At 37.8% G+C, this 16,011-nt stretch carries 12 protein-coding genes; 6 read left to right on the top strand and 6 right to left on the bottom strand.

What is annotated here, in order from left to right:
• Positions 1 to 164: 164 nt before the first annotated feature.
• The gene (locus BDD43_RS03190) at positions 165 to 1,085 is read right to left on the bottom strand and encodes a class I SAM-dependent methyltransferase (protein WP_246001428.1); all 921 of its coding nucleotides are present in this window, start codon (positions 1,083 to 1,085) and stop codon (positions 165 to 167) included.
• Between the two features lie 169 nt (positions 1,086 to 1,254).
• Here BDD43_RS03190 and BDD43_RS03185 point away from each other — a divergent pair, with 169 nt between their 5' ends.
• Positions 1,255 to 1,839, top strand: coding sequence for an RNA polymerase sigma factor (locus BDD43_RS03185; RefSeq protein WP_121196302.1), 585 nt, complete (start codon positions 1,255 to 1,257; stop codon positions 1,837 to 1,839).
• Positions 1,836 to 3,542, top strand: coding sequence for a porin family protein (locus tag BDD43_RS03180; protein WP_121196300.1), 1,707 nt, complete (start codon positions 1,836 to 1,838; stop codon positions 3,540 to 3,542). The genes BDD43_RS03185 and BDD43_RS03180 overlap by 4 nt, the downstream gene beginning before the upstream one ends.
• A gap of 434 nt (positions 3,543 to 3,976) precedes the next feature.
• Here the strand turns inward: BDD43_RS03180 and BDD43_RS03175 are convergent, their stop codons facing one another.
• Together BDD43_RS03175 and BDD43_RS03170 are read right to left on the bottom strand one after the other, a co-directional pair.
• Entirely contained in the window at positions 3,977 to 4,687 is a 711-nt protein-coding gene (locus tag BDD43_RS03175) for a LytR/AlgR family response regulator transcription factor (protein ID WP_121196299.1), read from the bottom strand.
• Positions 4,687 to 5,472 carry a sensor histidine kinase gene (locus tag BDD43_RS03170; RefSeq protein ID WP_162846966.1) on the bottom strand — a complete coding sequence of 262 codons (786 nt, stop codon included), beginning with the start codon at positions 5,470 to 5,472 and terminating at the stop codon, positions 4,687 to 4,689. Before BDD43_RS03170 ends, BDD43_RS03175 begins: the two co-directional genes overlap by 1 nt.
• Before the next feature lie 428 nt (positions 5,473 to 5,900).
• Here BDD43_RS03170 and BDD43_RS03165 point away from each other — a divergent pair, with 428 nt between their 5' ends.
• Genes BDD43_RS03165 through BDD43_RS03155 form a run of 3 tightly spaced genes read left to right on the top strand, consistent with a single transcriptional unit; the run spans position 5,901 to position 10,021 of the window.
• Complete coding sequence (locus tag BDD43_RS03165; RefSeq protein WP_121196296.1) at positions 5,901 to 8,318, top strand: outer membrane beta-barrel family protein; 2,418 nt, start codon at positions 5,901 to 5,903, stop codon at positions 8,316 to 8,318.
• Position 8,319: 1 nt separating this feature from the next.
• Positions 8,320 to 9,267 (top strand): ABC transporter ATP-binding protein, encoded by a 948-nt coding sequence (locus BDD43_RS03160; protein WP_121196295.1) that lies wholly within the window; start codon positions 8,320 to 8,322, stop codon positions 9,265 to 9,267.
• On the top strand, positions 9,254 to 10,021 hold the full coding sequence (locus BDD43_RS03155; RefSeq protein ID WP_121196293.1) for an ABC transporter permease: 768 nt from the start codon (positions 9,254 to 9,256) through the stop codon (positions 10,019 to 10,021). The genes BDD43_RS03160 and BDD43_RS03155 overlap by 14 nt, the downstream gene beginning before the upstream one ends.
• A gap of 234 nt (positions 10,022 to 10,255) precedes the next feature.
• Here the strand turns inward: BDD43_RS03155 and BDD43_RS03150 are convergent, their stop codons facing one another.
• The 3 genes from BDD43_RS03150 to BDD43_RS03140 form a co-directional block, all read right to left on the bottom strand.
• Positions 10,256 to 12,985, bottom strand: coding sequence for an outer membrane beta-barrel protein (locus BDD43_RS03150; protein WP_121196292.1), 2,730 nt, complete (start codon positions 12,983 to 12,985; stop codon positions 10,256 to 10,258).
• Positions 12,986 to 13,008: 23 nt separating this feature from the next.
• Positions 13,009 to 14,034 (bottom strand): FecR family protein, encoded by a 1,026-nt coding sequence (locus BDD43_RS03145; RefSeq protein WP_121196291.1) that lies wholly within the window; start codon positions 14,032 to 14,034, stop codon positions 13,009 to 13,011.
• Between the two features lie 92 nt (positions 14,035 to 14,126).
• On the bottom strand, positions 14,127 to 14,663 hold the full coding sequence (locus tag BDD43_RS03140) for an RNA polymerase sigma factor (protein WP_121196289.1): 537 nt from the start codon (positions 14,661 to 14,663) through the stop codon (positions 14,127 to 14,129).
• Positions 14,664 to 15,111: 448 nt separating this feature from the next.
• On the opposite strand from BDD43_RS03140, the gene BDD43_RS03135 reads away from it, so the two are divergent.
• On the top strand, positions 15,112 to 15,705 hold the full coding sequence (locus BDD43_RS03135; protein ID WP_121196288.1) for an RNA polymerase sigma-70 factor: 594 nt from the start codon (positions 15,112 to 15,114) through the stop codon (positions 15,703 to 15,705).
• The last annotated feature ends 306 nt before the right edge of the window (positions 15,706 to 16,011 follow it).

The following is a 16,011-nucleotide window of genomic DNA, read 5'->3' as shown; positions in this document are numbered from 1 at the left end:
GATAATAAGAACAACCGATGTAGTCAATTCTATATTTAGATTAAATTGCATAAACCATCTCTGGATTAAGCAATTTGTACAAGCCATATTTTATTATAGGAATTTGAACAAACAGCCTTTTTTCTTCTATTTCACGCGTAGACATCTTACACACATAGTTGTAATTATAAATAAGGATTTTTAGGAATATAAACTAAATGATAGCCGGTTTTTTTTAGCTTTTTAAGTTCATTATCATTAGGAAATTGTTTAAAAACGATGGTAGCCAGTACCTGACCAGGGAGTATTTTTAAGCTGACTAAAATATCCAATAGCTTTTTTTTGATTTTTATTAATAGAAACTTGCTGTTTTTATCGTCTGTTTTCACGTCGGCAGCGCCCTGAAAATAGAAATTAGGATTGATCTTTTTAAACGCCACTAAGGGAAGATTTAATCCCGCTGCAAATTTTTCAAATTCTCTTTCAGATACCTTATATACAAAATTACCTACAGGCTCATAAGAAAAGCGATTTTTCCAAACTTTATTAAGTAAATGAACATAGTTAGCCAGCAAATTATTGAGCAACAGTAATAATGGCATTTTAGAAACAGGGTCTTGAGGCTCTATGACCACAATACCCTTTTTAGCTACCCTTATCATTTCATATAACGCCGCATATGGCCGGGGAAAGTGATGATACGATTCCTTACAAAGCACATAATCAAATTTATCATTATCAAAGGAAAGCTTTTCAGCATTTTCAGCAGCATATTCCCTAATAATTTCTTCATCCTTTGCAACCTTTAAAAAATCAATATTAAGGTCAGTTGCTAAAGCATTGCCGCCATTTGATAGAATATATTGCGCATCAAATCCGTAGGCATCTCCCACGGTTAACCATTTTTGTGATGGTGTAACCAATAGAGGGGTTAAACAACGAAAGAAAATATTTTGAAGCCACTTGGAAACAGTATCATCCGATAAGGCTTTTACTTTTTTATAATAAGCAACCTTATTAGCTTCAGTTGGATAGTGCAGATTGTACCACTCGCTATGGCGATCATAACTCTCTTGATTAAACATTAAACTCTCTTGATGGAACATTATTGAATAGCTCTTTCTTATTCAATACGGCCATCGGGGAGTAAATGCGGGGTAAAAAATTGATCTTAATAAAATTTATATATTTTCATATCTACCCCGCGTTTTATCTTATTTATGCGTACTATATATCTAAGGATACTTATGTTTATTGAACTACCGAACTACCTGAATGAACCTATTTTCTAATAAATCCAAGCTAATTAAAGGCTGTATTGCCAATGAACGCTTGGCACAGGAGGGTTTATACAAGCTATATTATAAGGAAATGTGGCAGCTATGTAACCGATATTTAAAATCTGGAGAACTGGCCGAAGAGGCTGCAAATTTAGGTTTTTTAAAGGTGTTCCAGCATATCAATTCGTTCGATGAAAGTAAGGGCGAACTTACCGGTTGGATAAAGGTGATTATGATGAGAACCTGTATTGATCTGGTAAGAAAGGAAATTAAGTTTAACAAGGATGTACATCTTGCAAATGACCCTGGAGATGTTTTTGTTTCTCCGGAAATATTAGAAAAGCTATATGCTGAAGACTTAATTAAAACGATTCGAATTTTACCGGTTGCAACCCAGATGGTTTTCAATTTATCCGTTATTGACGGATATTCGCATAAGGAGATCGGTGAAAAATTAAGTATAACTGAAGGCACATCAAGGTGGCATTTAGCAGAGGCAAAAAAGCAATTACGAAGTATTCTTGAAGCTAGCGCAAAAAGCGATCATAAACCAACTGAAAAAGACAAACAAGCAAGATGAAAAATTCAGAGTGGTATAAAAAACTTTGGCGGGAAAAGCTGGAAGAACTCCCCCTATCCAAGGACACAGATCAGGCATGGGCTGGGATGAAGCTGATATTAGACCAGCAGCTGCCTGTGAATCCAACGACGGGTAATAGCGCAGGTGGCGGCAAATTAGCTAAACCATTTATTTCCAAGGTCGTTTCCTTATTAGGGTTCGCCTTACCTGCAGCAGCAATTATTTGTACGATTGCCTATTTTGTAGCTAAACCATCCCACAACAAGATCAAGAAAGAGAAAGAACATGTAAAAGGTTTGATTGAACATTCAACTAAGAATGGGCTAGAAAAAATTACGCCTGCCGATAGTGCTTATTCTATAAGCTCTGATAAAAAACAAGACTTTCCAGGCAAAACATCAGCAACAGATAGTAATGCTAACAATACCGAGCTCAATAATGCCAAAAATAGCTCTCAATTATTAGCTTCTACCCGGGGATCAAGCACAATAGCGCCTACTAACAAAAATGTGTATGGCAGTGCGAAAAGCCACAATTACAATAATATACCTCAATTATTGACTTCTACTCCCCAGCTTTCAAAAACAAGCAGGGCGAATAATATAGCCTCAAACAATAATTCATCGCATCGTACTTATTATAAAACGCAGGCAAGCGCAAACATGAGTAATAAGCCGGGTTTAAATATGTCTAATTCAAGTAAGAAACCGGGCCCTGATAATAAAACAATATCAAACGATAGTAATATAGGTTTAAAAAGAGAGGCATTAACGACAATTGAACAAAATACAAACGATGTTGATCCTTTTAACGACAAAAGCTCATCTGCGCAGTCATTAGCTGGTAAAGAGAAAAATTCAGTATCAAGAACCGATAACAGGACGACTGGCTCATCAGGTACTGACAGCACTGTGAATAGCCAAAATATATATGCCTTTAAGGAAGACCTGAACAAACACTTTAAAAAGAATAAGAGGGTTAAGGATAAGAGCGTTAAACAGGATAAGCCTATCAAAGCAAAAGGCGTTTCTATCTTTAATAGGCTTTTTAGTGGCGGCTCCCTTTTAGGCAGCAACAATTCAAACGGCACACAGCTTGATTATGGAACTGGTTTCAATTACGGCATAACAGCAGGATATAACACTAATAATATCGCTAACAATTTTTATTTTGGAGCATATGCCTCTTTTGACATTATTAACGATCATTGGTATTTAAGCCCCGAGTTTTTGATTAACACTGGAAGGACGGTTTCGGGTAGTTATTCTCATCCCAGTTACTTCCGGCCCGATTCCATACCTCCATTTAGCATAAATGACTCCCGGAAAATTTATGTATTGGATATTCCTTTTAATTTAGGGTATAGACTGTCAAAAACCATCAGTCTTAAAGGAGGCCCCGTATTTAGCATACCGGTTAAGCAAACCGCAATCCTTAGCAAAGTTGGATATGCCCCAGTTCCGTTAGATACTATGCAGCACACCAAAGCAATCAACGCAGCATTGGCACAAACAGTTCTTACACCCAAATTCAATTTAGGTGTTTCAGTTGGTATAGGTATTCAAATAAGACGGTTTAATATTGAAGCAAAGTATCAGCAAAGTCTTACCCCTTATAAAGTAAGTTCTGACTTGGGAAGTTATAAATTCAATTCCCATTCCTTCCTGTTTGGAATTGGATTTCAATTAAATAAGAGGCGCTAATCTATTTGCAAGTATTGTATTGTTAAAAAGTGGCAATTTTGGGCTTAGACAAGAATTATATGTTCCTGGAGCCACCCCATATTACATGCTAAATTGACCAATGTGGGTAAGACGAACTGATTGATCCCTTCGGTCAATTTTAAATAACCATCTTTGGCACTTCATTTCAATCTTTTAAAAGAAAAAAGTAAACTGTTGAGCAGTGGGCAGTGAAATTGGTTTTCCATCTGCCGATCACTACATTTCCTGTATAATAAACCGTCTCTATCACCGCGAAACCTTAAAATTTTTCACTGTCTTGAGCTTTGGTTGTTTGAGCGGTAGTGTCGTAGGTATGTGCAGATGCATAAAGGTCAATATAACTGTGTTAACATTTAGCCGAAAAAGGATGGCATATTTTTCAATTAAAATTCTGGTAATTTTGTATTTCAAGTTCAATATAATCCGATCGCCTTTATGAATGCATCTCTATACCCGCTACCAATTGGAACCGGATATTTGCCAATATGAATGATGTTCCCTTCAATATGTTTGATCTTTGATTTGTTGATCAGAAAAGATCGATGCGACCTGCTGAATTTTTGTTGAGTTAACATCCCGTCTAATTGCCCAAAAGACATCACACACTTTATATCGCCATCCTCCGTTACAATTCGCGAATAGTTTCCTTTTGCCTCAATATAGATTATATCCTGAAGCATAAGCTTATGAATTTTACCTTCTCCTCTTACAAAAATAAATTCAGGATCTGGGCTTGTTAACGTTGTTGATTCTGAGTTAGTTTTTTTCAGCAGATCAGATATCTTGTCAATAGCAACTACAAATCTTTCTAATGAAAATGGTTTTACGAGATAATCGCAGGCTGCTATATCAAACGCTTGAGTAGCATAATCTGTATAAGCTGTAGTAAAAACGACATAAGGCGGGTTTTTTAACGTTTTTATAAAACTTACACCATCTAACACTGGCATTTGAATATCGACAAACATAAAGTCAATTTTAAAAGTCTGAAGGGCGTTACGAGCTTCGAGTGCGTTTTCACAAAGCTTACAAACCTCGATAAAATCAAAATGTGCGCAAAAGTTAGCTACAATATCTCGTGCGATTGGCTCGTCGTCAACGATTAAGCATTTAAGTTTATTCATTATTTTGCTTTGATAGTTAATTGAGTCTCATAACGATTTTCCTTTAATTCCTGGACTAAACTATATTGGTTTGGATATAAAAGTTCCAACCGCTTTTTAGTGGTAGCTATGCCTAAGCCGGAATTTATTGTTGAATTGGGTTTTTTTTCTGTTCCAACACTGTTTGATATATTGAAATGAATCGTATCGTTTTCTATACGTAGATCGATCGCTATTGATATTTCATGATTAAATGTGTTTGTGGCATGCTTAAAAGCATTTTCTACGAAAACGATTAATAACATCGGAGCTATGTTAATCTGCCTATCTAATAAAGAATTAATGTTCCTTGACAAGTTTAATCTGTTTCCGACTCTGATTTTTTCTAATTCGATATAATTATTTATATAAGTTAACTCATCGTTTAGAGATACAAAGTTATCGGTAGTTTGATACAATGAATATCTTAGAAGATCGGATAATCTTAGCAACAACGCTGGCATATCAGGTTGTTTTGTAATGGAGAGTCCATACAAATTATTAAGCGTATTGAATAAAAAGTGCGGACTTAACTGCGATTTTAAAAGTGTTAATTCCGATTCATTTTGCCGACGCGCCGTTACAGCTTCGTTTATCTGTTGTCTTAAAGCATCACGGGTCATAGTTAAAAAAACTCCGATTATTATAGATGGCAGAACTGTAAAAAAGCTAATTAATAGATATTTGATTAAGTATTTTACATCATGTGCTTGATCTGGTGAAATCAAACTGAAGCCAATCGCCCCAATTAGCGTTAAGAAAGTCAAGGCTATAACAGAGTAAGCTATAAATCGTATGACGAATAGGTAGCGAAACCAATTAATATACAGCCAACGCCCGGTGTATGACCCCAATATTTGAAGAATCAACGACACTAAAATATAGGTATAATAAGATTCTGGATTTCTTGAAGTTACCAGCCATAGCATATTAACTAGCAAGACAAACCCTAAAAAGAGTATATGGCTATAAGATTTAGAATCGAATAGCCGTTTGCTGAAATTTTGAACAGGCTTCACGATATAAAGATGAGAAAAACCAGCTCAGTAAGTAAATATTAAATTAGTCTGGTTAGTTAAATTATCTGCTCGTCACTGATTACGCGTAGTCTGAACTTAATAAACGCATGTTTATCCTCAAAGTTTTTTCCGTTTTAGTAATAGCTTAATATTTGCCTATATACTAAAGAAGTCCCATGAAGAATTTTCTATTTACAATAAGTCTATTAATCTTTTACTTTTCATCTAACGCACAAATTAAATCAACCTTCGGCGTCAGAGGGAATCTTATTGGCCCTGACAATGCTAATTTTATAGGAGAATTTATATTATCTGTAAAGAGTATCAACAATCCTTTATTCAAAAAGCAAATCGTTTTTAAGAATAGTCTATTTCGAGTTGACTCATTAATGAAAGGACAATATGAGTTATCATTTGCCTTGCCGCGCTATAAAACTAAAACCATCATTGTGAAAATAGACAGCAGGAGCCGTTTTACTGAATTAGGTAACGTTACGGTGGAAAAGGAAGTTATTAAATTAAATGAAGTTACTGTCATAGCAAATAAACCACTCGTTACACAATCTATTGATAGGTTGGCTTACAATGTTTCGGCAGACCCGCAGGCGAAGTCACAAAGTCTTCTTGAAATGGTCAGGAAGCTTCCCTTAGTGACGCTCAACGCAGATGACGAAGTACAAATTAATGGAAGTTCGGATTTTAAAATTCTTATAAATGGTAAGCCGTCATCGCTTTTTAATCGCGGCGCAAAAGACGCTTTTAAAAATATGCCAGCGAATAACATAGCTAAAATAGAAATTATCACAACGCCATCCGCAGCTAATGATGCAGAGGGAGGCTCAGGCGGGATTTTAAACATTGTAACTGTAAAAAAAGACACACCTGGATATACTGGAAATTTAAGTAGTGCAGCTAATTCATTGGGAGAACAACGTTTATCAGCTAACATAGCTGTTAAAAGATCCAAATTGGGATTAAGCTTAGATGGTGCATATTTAAATCAAAATAGTCCGTTGTCTTCCTCCGATAATTATCGATTAACGTACAGTCCGTTCAAAGCCAGCGCAAGTCAACAAGGGTCTGTCAGCAGTGATGGTAAACTTTCTTATGTTAATGCAGAACTTAGTTATGAACTTAACGCTCAAAGTCTGGTAAGTGCAACTGTTGGAGTTAACGGAAGTGAAAGAGGAAAACTGGCTGATGAACATTTTTTTGAGTATGGGGGTAACGGGCTGTTGCTCGATAGTTATAGATTGAAAAATAACGGGGAATCCAAGAATTTAGGATTGGATATGGGATTGAACTATCAGCTTGCATTCAAAAAAAATAAAGAACAATTGTTAATTGCTTCCTACAAGTACTCATCTTTTTCTAACAGCTTGGTCAATGGTCTATATTCCACTGAACGTTACAATTACAATAACGATGATCTCATACAACACAATAAATTTGGTTCAAAAGAGCAAACTATTCAGGTCAATTATATTCAACCATTAAAGATTGTGAATATAGAAACCGGGATAAAATTTATTGGACGAAATAATAAAAGTGATTTTAGTTACACGCCTTACAACCCTTTAACAGGCCAGGAGCAAACGAATAACATCGTAACTAATAACTATGACTACACCCAGGGTATTTTTAGTTTTTTCAATTCAAATCAATTTAGATTTGGTAAATATGGCATCCAGGCAGGTTTTCGTATTGAACGGACAGACATTGATGCGCACTTTACATCGGTCGGAACAGCTTTAAAACAGCAGTACAATACGGTTATTCCGGCTGTTTCTATTCAATGGAAATCGGGTAGTGGAACAGGTGTGACATTTGGTTATACTGAGCGTATACAGCGCCCTTCTATCAACCAGCTTAATCCTTTTGTAGACAAGTCAAATCCTTTATATTTCACTTCAGGCAATCCAGCTTTAAATCCCGTGAGGCATCATTCACTGGATTTGAATTACACCAGCTTAAAAAAAGCATCTACTATAATAGGGTTAAATTATATCTTCTCAAACAATACAATTCAAAATCTTGTATCCCTCACCGCCGATACTGTTACTTTTTCAACCTATCAAAATGCCGGAAACTCAAAAAATCTGGGAACTTATTTGAGTATCAATTATCCTTTGTCGAGCAAAATGAGCTTAACCATAAATGGCCGGGTGTCGCATTTATGGATAAATGGGTTTTTAGCCACAAGGCTATATAATAATCAGGGTTTTCAGGGGAGTTTTTACACCAATTTGAATTATAGATTTTTAAATGATTGGAGAGCTTCTGCAAATGTAGGAACGTACAGTAAATTCATAACACTTCAAGGCAGCCAAAACGCCTATACATTTTCATCTCTCAGTGTTAGTAAAGACCTTTTCAAAAAAAAATTGTCCTTATCTGGAACGCTAAATAATCCATTTCAACATTATCGGTATGCTATTAACCGACTTACAACAGACGAATTTATACAAGAAGCAAATTATCGAAACGACTACCGGAGAATTGATTTCGGCCTCAGTTATCGATTTGGGAAAATAAATGGTTCGATAAAAAAGAATAAAAAAATTATTGACAATGACGATCTGAAGGACAATTGATATGCAAGAAACATTTATTAAAACGGCAAAAGAACAGGCGATAGAAACTAAAAACCTTTCATTTAACTACAAGGGAATACCTATTATTAAGGGTCTTGATCTTAAAGTAGAGCGAGGTAGTATTTACGGTTTCCTTGGCCCAAATGGAGCAGGTAAAACAACAACTATCAGACTACTGCTTGGCCTTCTATCTCCTAAGGAAGGTAAAATAAGCTTACTCGGAAGTTCTTTAAATATTAATCGGGGAACGATACTCAAGAAAGTAGGCGCGTTGATAGAGACGCCCTCACTTTACGACCATTTATCAGGTTATGACAACCTTTGTGTAGTTGGAAAGTACAGAAATGTCGGAAATAATCAGATACAAGAAGTTTTAAATCTGGTTAAACTTTACGACAGTAGAGAAAAGTTAGTTAGCCAGTATTCACTTGGAATGAAACAAAGACTTGGATTGGCAATGGCACTTCTTGATAAACCCGATGTATTAATTTTAGATGAACCGGTTAATGGTTTAGATCCAATGGGGATTGTAGAAACACGGCAACTACTCTTTGAATTGAATGAAAAATATGGTACAACTATATTTTTATCCAGTCATTTACTTACTGAGATTGAAAAGCTGGTTACTCATGTAGGTATTATTAACGAGGGGCGATTAATATTTCAAGGTCCAATCGCAGAACTAGATAAATTTAGCAAAAACGCAGCAGTTGTAAAGATCGGAACAACTGATCACATACGAGCGCAAAAAATTCTCCAGGACTCCTTTGGATTAAGTAAAGTTAGCGAAGGATCGTTGATATTCCCATTTAAAAACCTTGAACAAGTAAACCAAATTACGATAAAACTCGTCGCAGCAGGATTGCCAGTTTATCATATCGAAGTTCAACAAGATAGTCTGGAAAAGACATTCATAAAATTAACTCAAAAAGCAAATGAGCTCATTTAGTAAAATATTTTCAGCAGAAGTTATCAAAGTAAAAAATACTTTTGCCATTTTTTTATTAGTGTTACTGGCCTTAGCTATACCACTATTCGTCAGTATGGAATATTTAAAAAATGCTGACAAAGTTATAATTCACAATTCTAACCCTTGGTCTAAAGGGTGGAAGCGAACAATTATAGGAATTGCCATTTTTGCAGGCCCTTGCGTAATTATTATGCTTAACGCTCTTTTAATGAATATAGAACATAAGACAAATTCATGGAAAAATCTTTTCACACTCCCCGTTTCACCAGGAATCATATATCTTTCTAAATTATGTGTGAGTCTTCTTATACTCACTTTATTTTTCCTGTTTAGTATTTTCTTTTTTTTTATATGCGCAGCAATTATAGGCGTTATTATCCCCAATAGCGGTTTCTTCCAGTATAGCCCGGATATTATAGCGATGTTTTCTATTGCTTTTCGAACCTTTATATCGCTTGCAACAGTATTTGCTATCCACTTCTGGCTAAGTTTCCGGTTAAAAAATATGTTTATCGGTATGGCGGTGGGTTTAATGCTCATGTTTTTCGCAATGATGACTTATCCGCAGATGGAAACCGTATTATTTTTTCCCTACAATTACGGAGAATTAACTGTTTTTAAATACTATTCATATCACCATATTTTCGCCATTCATGAAATATTAAGTTTAGCCCTTTTCGCTATGATTTCATGTGGCTCATACTGGGATTTTACACGAAATTTTAAAGGGTGAATTTGTGCGGAACCAATAGTGGACATTCCGGAGCTTTTGAAACCTCGTTCCGGAATATCGAATAGTTAGTTCCGAGACACTTTGACCATATCAACTCATTGATTCTTAATTGAAATTTTCAAACGTTAACTACATAAATCGGTGCTATACATCCTACGGGAATCACCTGGTCAGGCATTCCGGAATATCAAGTCTGGTCTTCTATAATATCTGTTTTCAATAGAAGGCTATGCCTTATTTGATCCGTTCTAATTCCTCCTTATTACTTTGAGCCTTTTTAGGAGCGGTTACTTTACCGCCAAATTTGTAGGAAAAGCTTAAATTAAACCGCCGGTTCTCGTTCCGGTTATAATAGGTACCATATAACCCCTCAAACTGGTTAACCCCTTGGTTGATGTACGTATAGAAAATATCCGTTACGCCTAATTTAATGGTAGCCTTGTTGTTCAAGAAGCTGTATTTCAATGCGGCATCCGCCCTGTATTTACTACCAATGGTACGGGCCAGAACCGCTCGCTTAGATTTGTAAAGGTTCAGGATCTCTAACGATAGCCTGGGGTGAAGCTGTAAAGCATTTAAGATGTTAAAATTATACCCAGCACGCTGTACATCAATGAATGTTCCCAAATAGGGCGTTTGATAACGGTCATAAAAGGCATCACCGTTGGCAGTAAGGTTCCACCATTTAAACAGTTCTTTATTATAACTGATGGATAAATTCCACGTATCATAATGCTTGAAATTGTCCACCGTCTGTTTGGTAGCTCCGCTGCTGTCAGCTAATGAAGTGAAATAATTGTAGTAGTCGCTTGTGCGGCTATAACCCAGGCTGATATTCAGATCGGTATGATAGTTATAATTCAATTCTAAGGAATGCGTGGTTTCCGGTTTTAATAACGGGTTACCCTGCGTATAGAAATAAGGTGATGAATAGTCAATAAAGGGGTTCAGGTCTTCATAACCGGGACGTCCGATCCTGCGGCTGTAAGAAAAACTCAAGGTATTCACACCAAAATTATGGAGTATAAACAGGCTGGGAAACAATTGTAAGTAATTACGGCTGACTGTTTGCCCGGTAGTGATAGATTTACCGGAATAACGGGTGTTTTCGCCCCGTAAACCTGCCTGGAAATCAGTTTGCTTGCCCAGTTTAGTCACATAATTAACATATACCGCGCTGATATTTTCATGGTAATCAAAGGTATTGGTGCGATTGGTGTCCGTAATAAACTGTCCGGCTGAATTACCGGATTGAAACAGGATATTGCTTTTGGAATGGGTAAAAGCGGTTTTTCCCCCGGCCTCCAGTTTTGATGTTTTATTTAACGGGTAGCTGTAATCCACTTTGGCGGTTATCAGGTCTATCGCTACACCAGCATCATTCCGAATATTTTCAGGGCCTTTAACCAAGCCACCTGTAGAATTAAAATAATTATTTTGGTACGTATTAGGATTGGCCGAGAGATAACTGGTGTAATCCGCATTAAATAACAATAAATGACCGTCAAGGCCTAAGACATGCCGGGAATTGATATTCAATCCGTAGGTATCGTATTTGCCGGAACCATTGTTCAGAGAGGAAAGGCTGGAATCCTGCTGCCGGGTGGAGTAGTTGTTAAAATTGACCGTCTGTAAAAAGTCAGACCGGCTCCTGTTTGTGTTTAGTGTTCCTAATATACCAATGGTATTTTTATCATTAAGGTCATAATCAGCCCCAAGCCGTGCATTATTGGCTTCTGCAGTGGAATGGGAGGTTTCATCCTGATGGTAAGTTAAAGCGTTTTGCCCGGTAATAACCTTATCACTCAAATATTGACTAATGCTTCTGTTGTGCTGATAACTGTAATTACTGAACAGGTTTAACCGTTTCAATTTATAGTTTAAGGTAATCCCCTCCGTAAACCGGGGAAAGGTTCCTACTGTGATACCTGAAGTGATGGTGCCATTAAAGCCCAGGTTAGTGCCCTTCTTAGTTTTTATATTGATGATCCCGCCTTTACCTTCCGCATCATACTTGGCAGATGGATTAGAGATCAGTTCTATTTGCGAAATGGAACTGGCCGGCATACTTTGCAATAAGCTGCTGATCTGCGACGCGGATAGTTTAACAACTTTATCGTCGATCATCACGGTTACCCCTTGTTTACCCTTTAAGGTGATCTGGTTATTATCAACAGACACACCGGGGGCTATTTCAAGTACATCACCAATGGAACCTCCGGTAGCCAGGGCGCTGCTTTCCACATTCACGATGGTTCTGTCTATCCTGCGCTCAAACAGTGGTTTTTTAGCAGTGATTTTAACTTCTGCAAGTTGATTGGGCGATGTTGCCAGGATAATTGCCGGTACAGCCAGCGGGGTATTGGCGACCAACTGAAACGATTGCGAGTAACCTTTCAAATACCCCATCTGTGTTGCCAGGATCAGGTAATGTCCGGCTGTCAGATCTTTAAACCTGTACCTGCCTGATGAATCCGCCAATACACTCTTTACCACACTTGAATCTGATTTGAGCAAAGTAACCGTACTGTAGTCCAATGGATGGTTTGCTTCATCCAATACCACACCGCTTATCGAAGCGTTTCTGAGTGTATCAGTTGGTGAAAGCTGACTTAAAGCCGTGTTAGCCGAACTTACTATAGTTTTATCGAGTGCTTGTTTAAAAAGCGCATAGTTCTCCTGGTCAACCCGATAATAGCTTATTCCCACCGGTTGGAGTAACCCGGTTAATACGGTTTCCGGTTTTTGCGTTTTAAAGTTTTGCAGATAGAGGTTGACCGTCTTGCCATTTAGTAATTCGGCTTCATACATAAAGTTAATATGGAATGTCTTACTAACCGACTGCAAAGCATCTTTCAGTTTAACAGGTGGTGTTTGGGAAGTGGTTTGTTGTGCTGCGGCATAAGACACGCTAAAAGGAATTATTCCAAAGAATATTAAAACGGTGTATTTAAAAAAAGTCATGTTGGACGTATAGGTAAAGGTGATTACTGAACAATAAGCTGATGATTTTTGACATCCTTTTTGATGGAGATACCCAAAGCCACGGAAATGCCCCTGTACATCTTATCCTCATCATTAGTGCTAAACTTGCCGGTTATTTTCTTCAGCTTAATATCCGGTCTTTTAAAGATCACTTTATAACCGTAGATATCCGCTAATTGCTCAAATAATTCGCCTGCTGTGATTTCCTCAAACGCCAACATTCCATCTTTCCAGGCGATCTTGTTAGCCATTTTTGTATGCCTGCGGATAATCGTGTCCTGTTCAGCCTGGTATTCCAGTACATCGCCAGGTTTCATGATTAAAGCAGGTTTATGTGCAGCAGCAATCGCCATACTTACTTTACCGCTAACCAGTGCCACATTTATAACTCCCCTGCGGTCATTAACGTTAAACGTAGTGCCTAATACTTCTACATTGATTTTACCGGCGTGGACAATAAACCGGTCACCTGCGGTTATAGTTCCCGATTTGTGCAGGTGTTTGACCTTAAAGAAGGCCTCCCCTTTAATCCATACTTCTCTTGTTTGTTTTTTACCCCAATTAAAAGCGTATTGCAGCTGACTGTTTGCATTCAGCGTAACTTCTGAACTGTCGGGGAGCATGATCGTTCTGGTCTGGCCGTAAGCTGTGCCGATCGCTATTGTCCTGTTGTTATAAAAATAAAATACAACACTACACAGGATACCGACCAATAAGACCGCCGCTGCGCTTTGCATCCACATCGGGATAATGCGGCCTCTTGTTTTCTGAACTGTAGTTTGCGCGGCGATCTGCTGCCAAAGATCATGCTGTTCCTGGCTATCCATCAGGTCTTCTTTGAACCTGAACGATAAAATAAGCTGCCGGGCCTCCGGTATGAGGTGTTGTAAATTGGGATGATTATTTTGTGCCGTCTGCCAAAAAGCATCTAAGTTATCATCGGGGAGCAGTACCCAATTGGTAAAATCGGGATCATCAAGCAGATCATGCAGGGTATAAGCGCTGAAATCGGTATTCCTTTTTTTCATATTTTGCCTTTCAGCTCCGATTAGCTATAACCTTGCTTTTTTACCCCATCAGGATCAATAAATCTTTCAACTTATTTATAACTCCTTTAAAATCAATGGAATAATTTTAAAGAAAACAGAGAAAGTAGCAGTAAAAAATCATCCTGGTCAAGCTTTTCACGTAAAGCATCAATCGCCCTGGCCATTATTTTGTAAGCACCTTTAACAGAAACACCCATCACCTCTGCGACTTCTTCATAGCTCAAACCCTCATAAAACTTTAAAAAGATGGCTTCCCGCTGCCTCGCGGTAAGTTGGTCCAGGCTGGCTTGCAGCCTGCGTTGCAGGGCAGCTTTATCCTCGTCATTTATGATCGTCTCTTCTATGTTAATAGCGGCGTCGAAAGGGTAATGCTCAGTTTCTTCATAGCGTTCTTGCTTTTGCAACATATTTGTTTTTTTGAACAAAGAAAGCCGGAATGCTTTAAACAGGTAGTTCCTGACACTTTGCGGTTCCCCAAGACTTGCACGACGTGTCCATAAGGTTACAAACAGTTCCTGGATACATTCTTTAATCAGGTCTTTGTCAGCAGTAAACTTAGACCCATAGTTATATAAACTGTTTGCATATTTTTTATACAACGATTCCATAGCCTCAGCATTATCCTTTTTTAAAGATAACCAATGGTGCTCGGGGCTGATGAGATGTGGCTTCTGGGTATTAATGGCGATTTTTTTTGGCTATTATAAGCATTTTATCAGGATATACACATAGCCGTTTTATCATATCGATGATGAAGCGCTTTTTTCAAATATTAAAAAGCAATAAGGCCGCGCAAAACGCCATCCTTTTTTCCGAAGATGAAGATAATGGGAAAGCCAAAAAATAACATAAAACTAATTGTAGGTCCGGGATCAATCAGGTATAGTTTTCCACGTTAATACTCCAATTTGATTTAAAGAGTATTTCCAGTGAATACCGCTCCTGCAATTGTATCAAAGATGAGAGTATCGGCATGCTAATTAGTTAACATGAACTTAATCTCCTGTTGTTCCGGGCGGTCTACCTTTGCACCCGGATAGACGTTTCGGTTGCGATATGGCATTAAAAGATTTAACAGATCACTCCTTACTTAAAAAATGCCGCCAGGACGATCAATCTGCCTACGAGATCTTGTTTGAAAGATATTTCCGCAGGCTGTTTAATTTCACCCTTCATTATATCAAAGATCCGGTTATAGCCGAAGAATTGGTTATGGACCTGATGCTGATGCTTTGGAAGAAACGCCACCAGATAGAACTCCGGGGAGATCTGTTGCCGTATCTGTTTGGTGCCATGCGTAATACGGTGATCAGCCATGTACGGAAAAGAGCCATCGTGACGACCAGTCTCGAAGTCATTCATAATGAGTTTACCGGGTTGGCCAGGAGTGCCGATTATGATCTATACAGCCGCGAAGCAGAAGGGATCTATCAGCAAAAACTAAATAAGTTAAGTCCGCAGCGCAGGCTGGTATTTGAAATGAGCCGTTTTGAAAATAAAAGCTATGCGGAGATCGCCGGTCAGCTCAATCTTTCTCTGAATACCGTGAGGAACCATATGACCGCTTCACTCCAATATTTTCGTGAGCATCTGGGCAAATATATAGATGCAACCCTGACTGTCATGCTGCTATTCCTGATGAAGCGATAAGTTTACTGCATTAGCCAAGCATCCTCGCCCAACCTCAGACACCCGGATTTGTCGTTTTTGAGCTTATCATGCACCAATTTTTGTAGCTTTTGATGCACCCGATTTCCATCTCTGCAATTTATCCTGTTAAAAGCCAGCAACACGCGATATATCGAAAACGGGTACAGATGAAATGTAAAAGATACCCAAGTGCTGAGTGTAAATATTGATCAAGTGGCAAAATTGCTGTAAATTGAGTTGAAATTATTAATGCCACCAGCGTTATTTATTATTGTCACGAAACCAGAAAACTTAGCGTCTTACACG

It is taken from the genome of Mucilaginibacter gracilis, assembly GCF_003633615.1.
GTDB lineage: Bacteria > Bacteroidota > Bacteroidia > Sphingobacteriales > Sphingobacteriaceae > Mucilaginibacter > Mucilaginibacter gracilis.
The sequence above is the reverse complement of the archived record's forward strand: the minus strand, read 5'-3'. Positions and strand labels throughout refer to the sequence as shown.

Bases quoted from the DNA above. Each gene is read 5' to 3' on its own strand.
- BDD43_RS03190 (WP_246001428.1), bottom strand. From the start codon at position 1,085: ATGTTCCATCAAGAGAGTTTAATGTTTAATCAAGAGAGTTATGATCGC.
- BDD43_RS03185 (WP_121196302.1), top strand. From the start codon at position 1,255: ATGAACCTATTTTCTAATAAATCCAAGCTAATTAAAGGCTGTATTGCC.
- BDD43_RS03180 (WP_121196300.1), top strand. From the start codon at position 1,836: ATGAAAAATTCAGAGTGGTATAAAAAACTTTGGCGGGAAAAGCTGGAA.
- BDD43_RS03175 (WP_121196299.1), bottom strand. From the start codon at position 4,687: ATGAATAAACTTAAATGCTTAATCGTTGACGACGAGCCAATCGCACGA.
- BDD43_RS03165 (WP_121196296.1), top strand. From the start codon at position 5,901: ATGAAGAATTTTCTATTTACAATAAGTCTATTAATCTTTTACTTTTCA.
- BDD43_RS03160 (WP_121196295.1), top strand. From the start codon at position 8,320: ATGCAAGAAACATTTATTAAAACGGCAAAAGAACAGGCGATAGAAACT.
- BDD43_RS03155 (WP_121196293.1), top strand. From the start codon at position 9,254: ATGAGCTCATTTAGTAAAATATTTTCAGCAGAAGTTATCAAAGTAAAA.
- BDD43_RS03150 (WP_121196292.1), bottom strand. From the start codon at position 12,985: ATGACTTTTTTTAAATACACCGTTTTAATATTCTTTGGAATAATTCCT.
- BDD43_RS03145 (WP_121196291.1), bottom strand. From the start codon at position 14,034: ATGAAAAAAAGGAATACCGATTTCAGCGCTTATACCCTGCATGATCTG.
- BDD43_RS03140 (WP_121196289.1), bottom strand. From the start codon at position 14,663: ATGGAATCGTTGTATAAAAAATATGCAAACAGTTTATATAACTATGGG.
- BDD43_RS03135 (WP_121196288.1), top strand. From the start codon at position 15,112: ATGGCATTAAAAGATTTAACAGATCACTCCTTACTTAAAAAATGCCGC.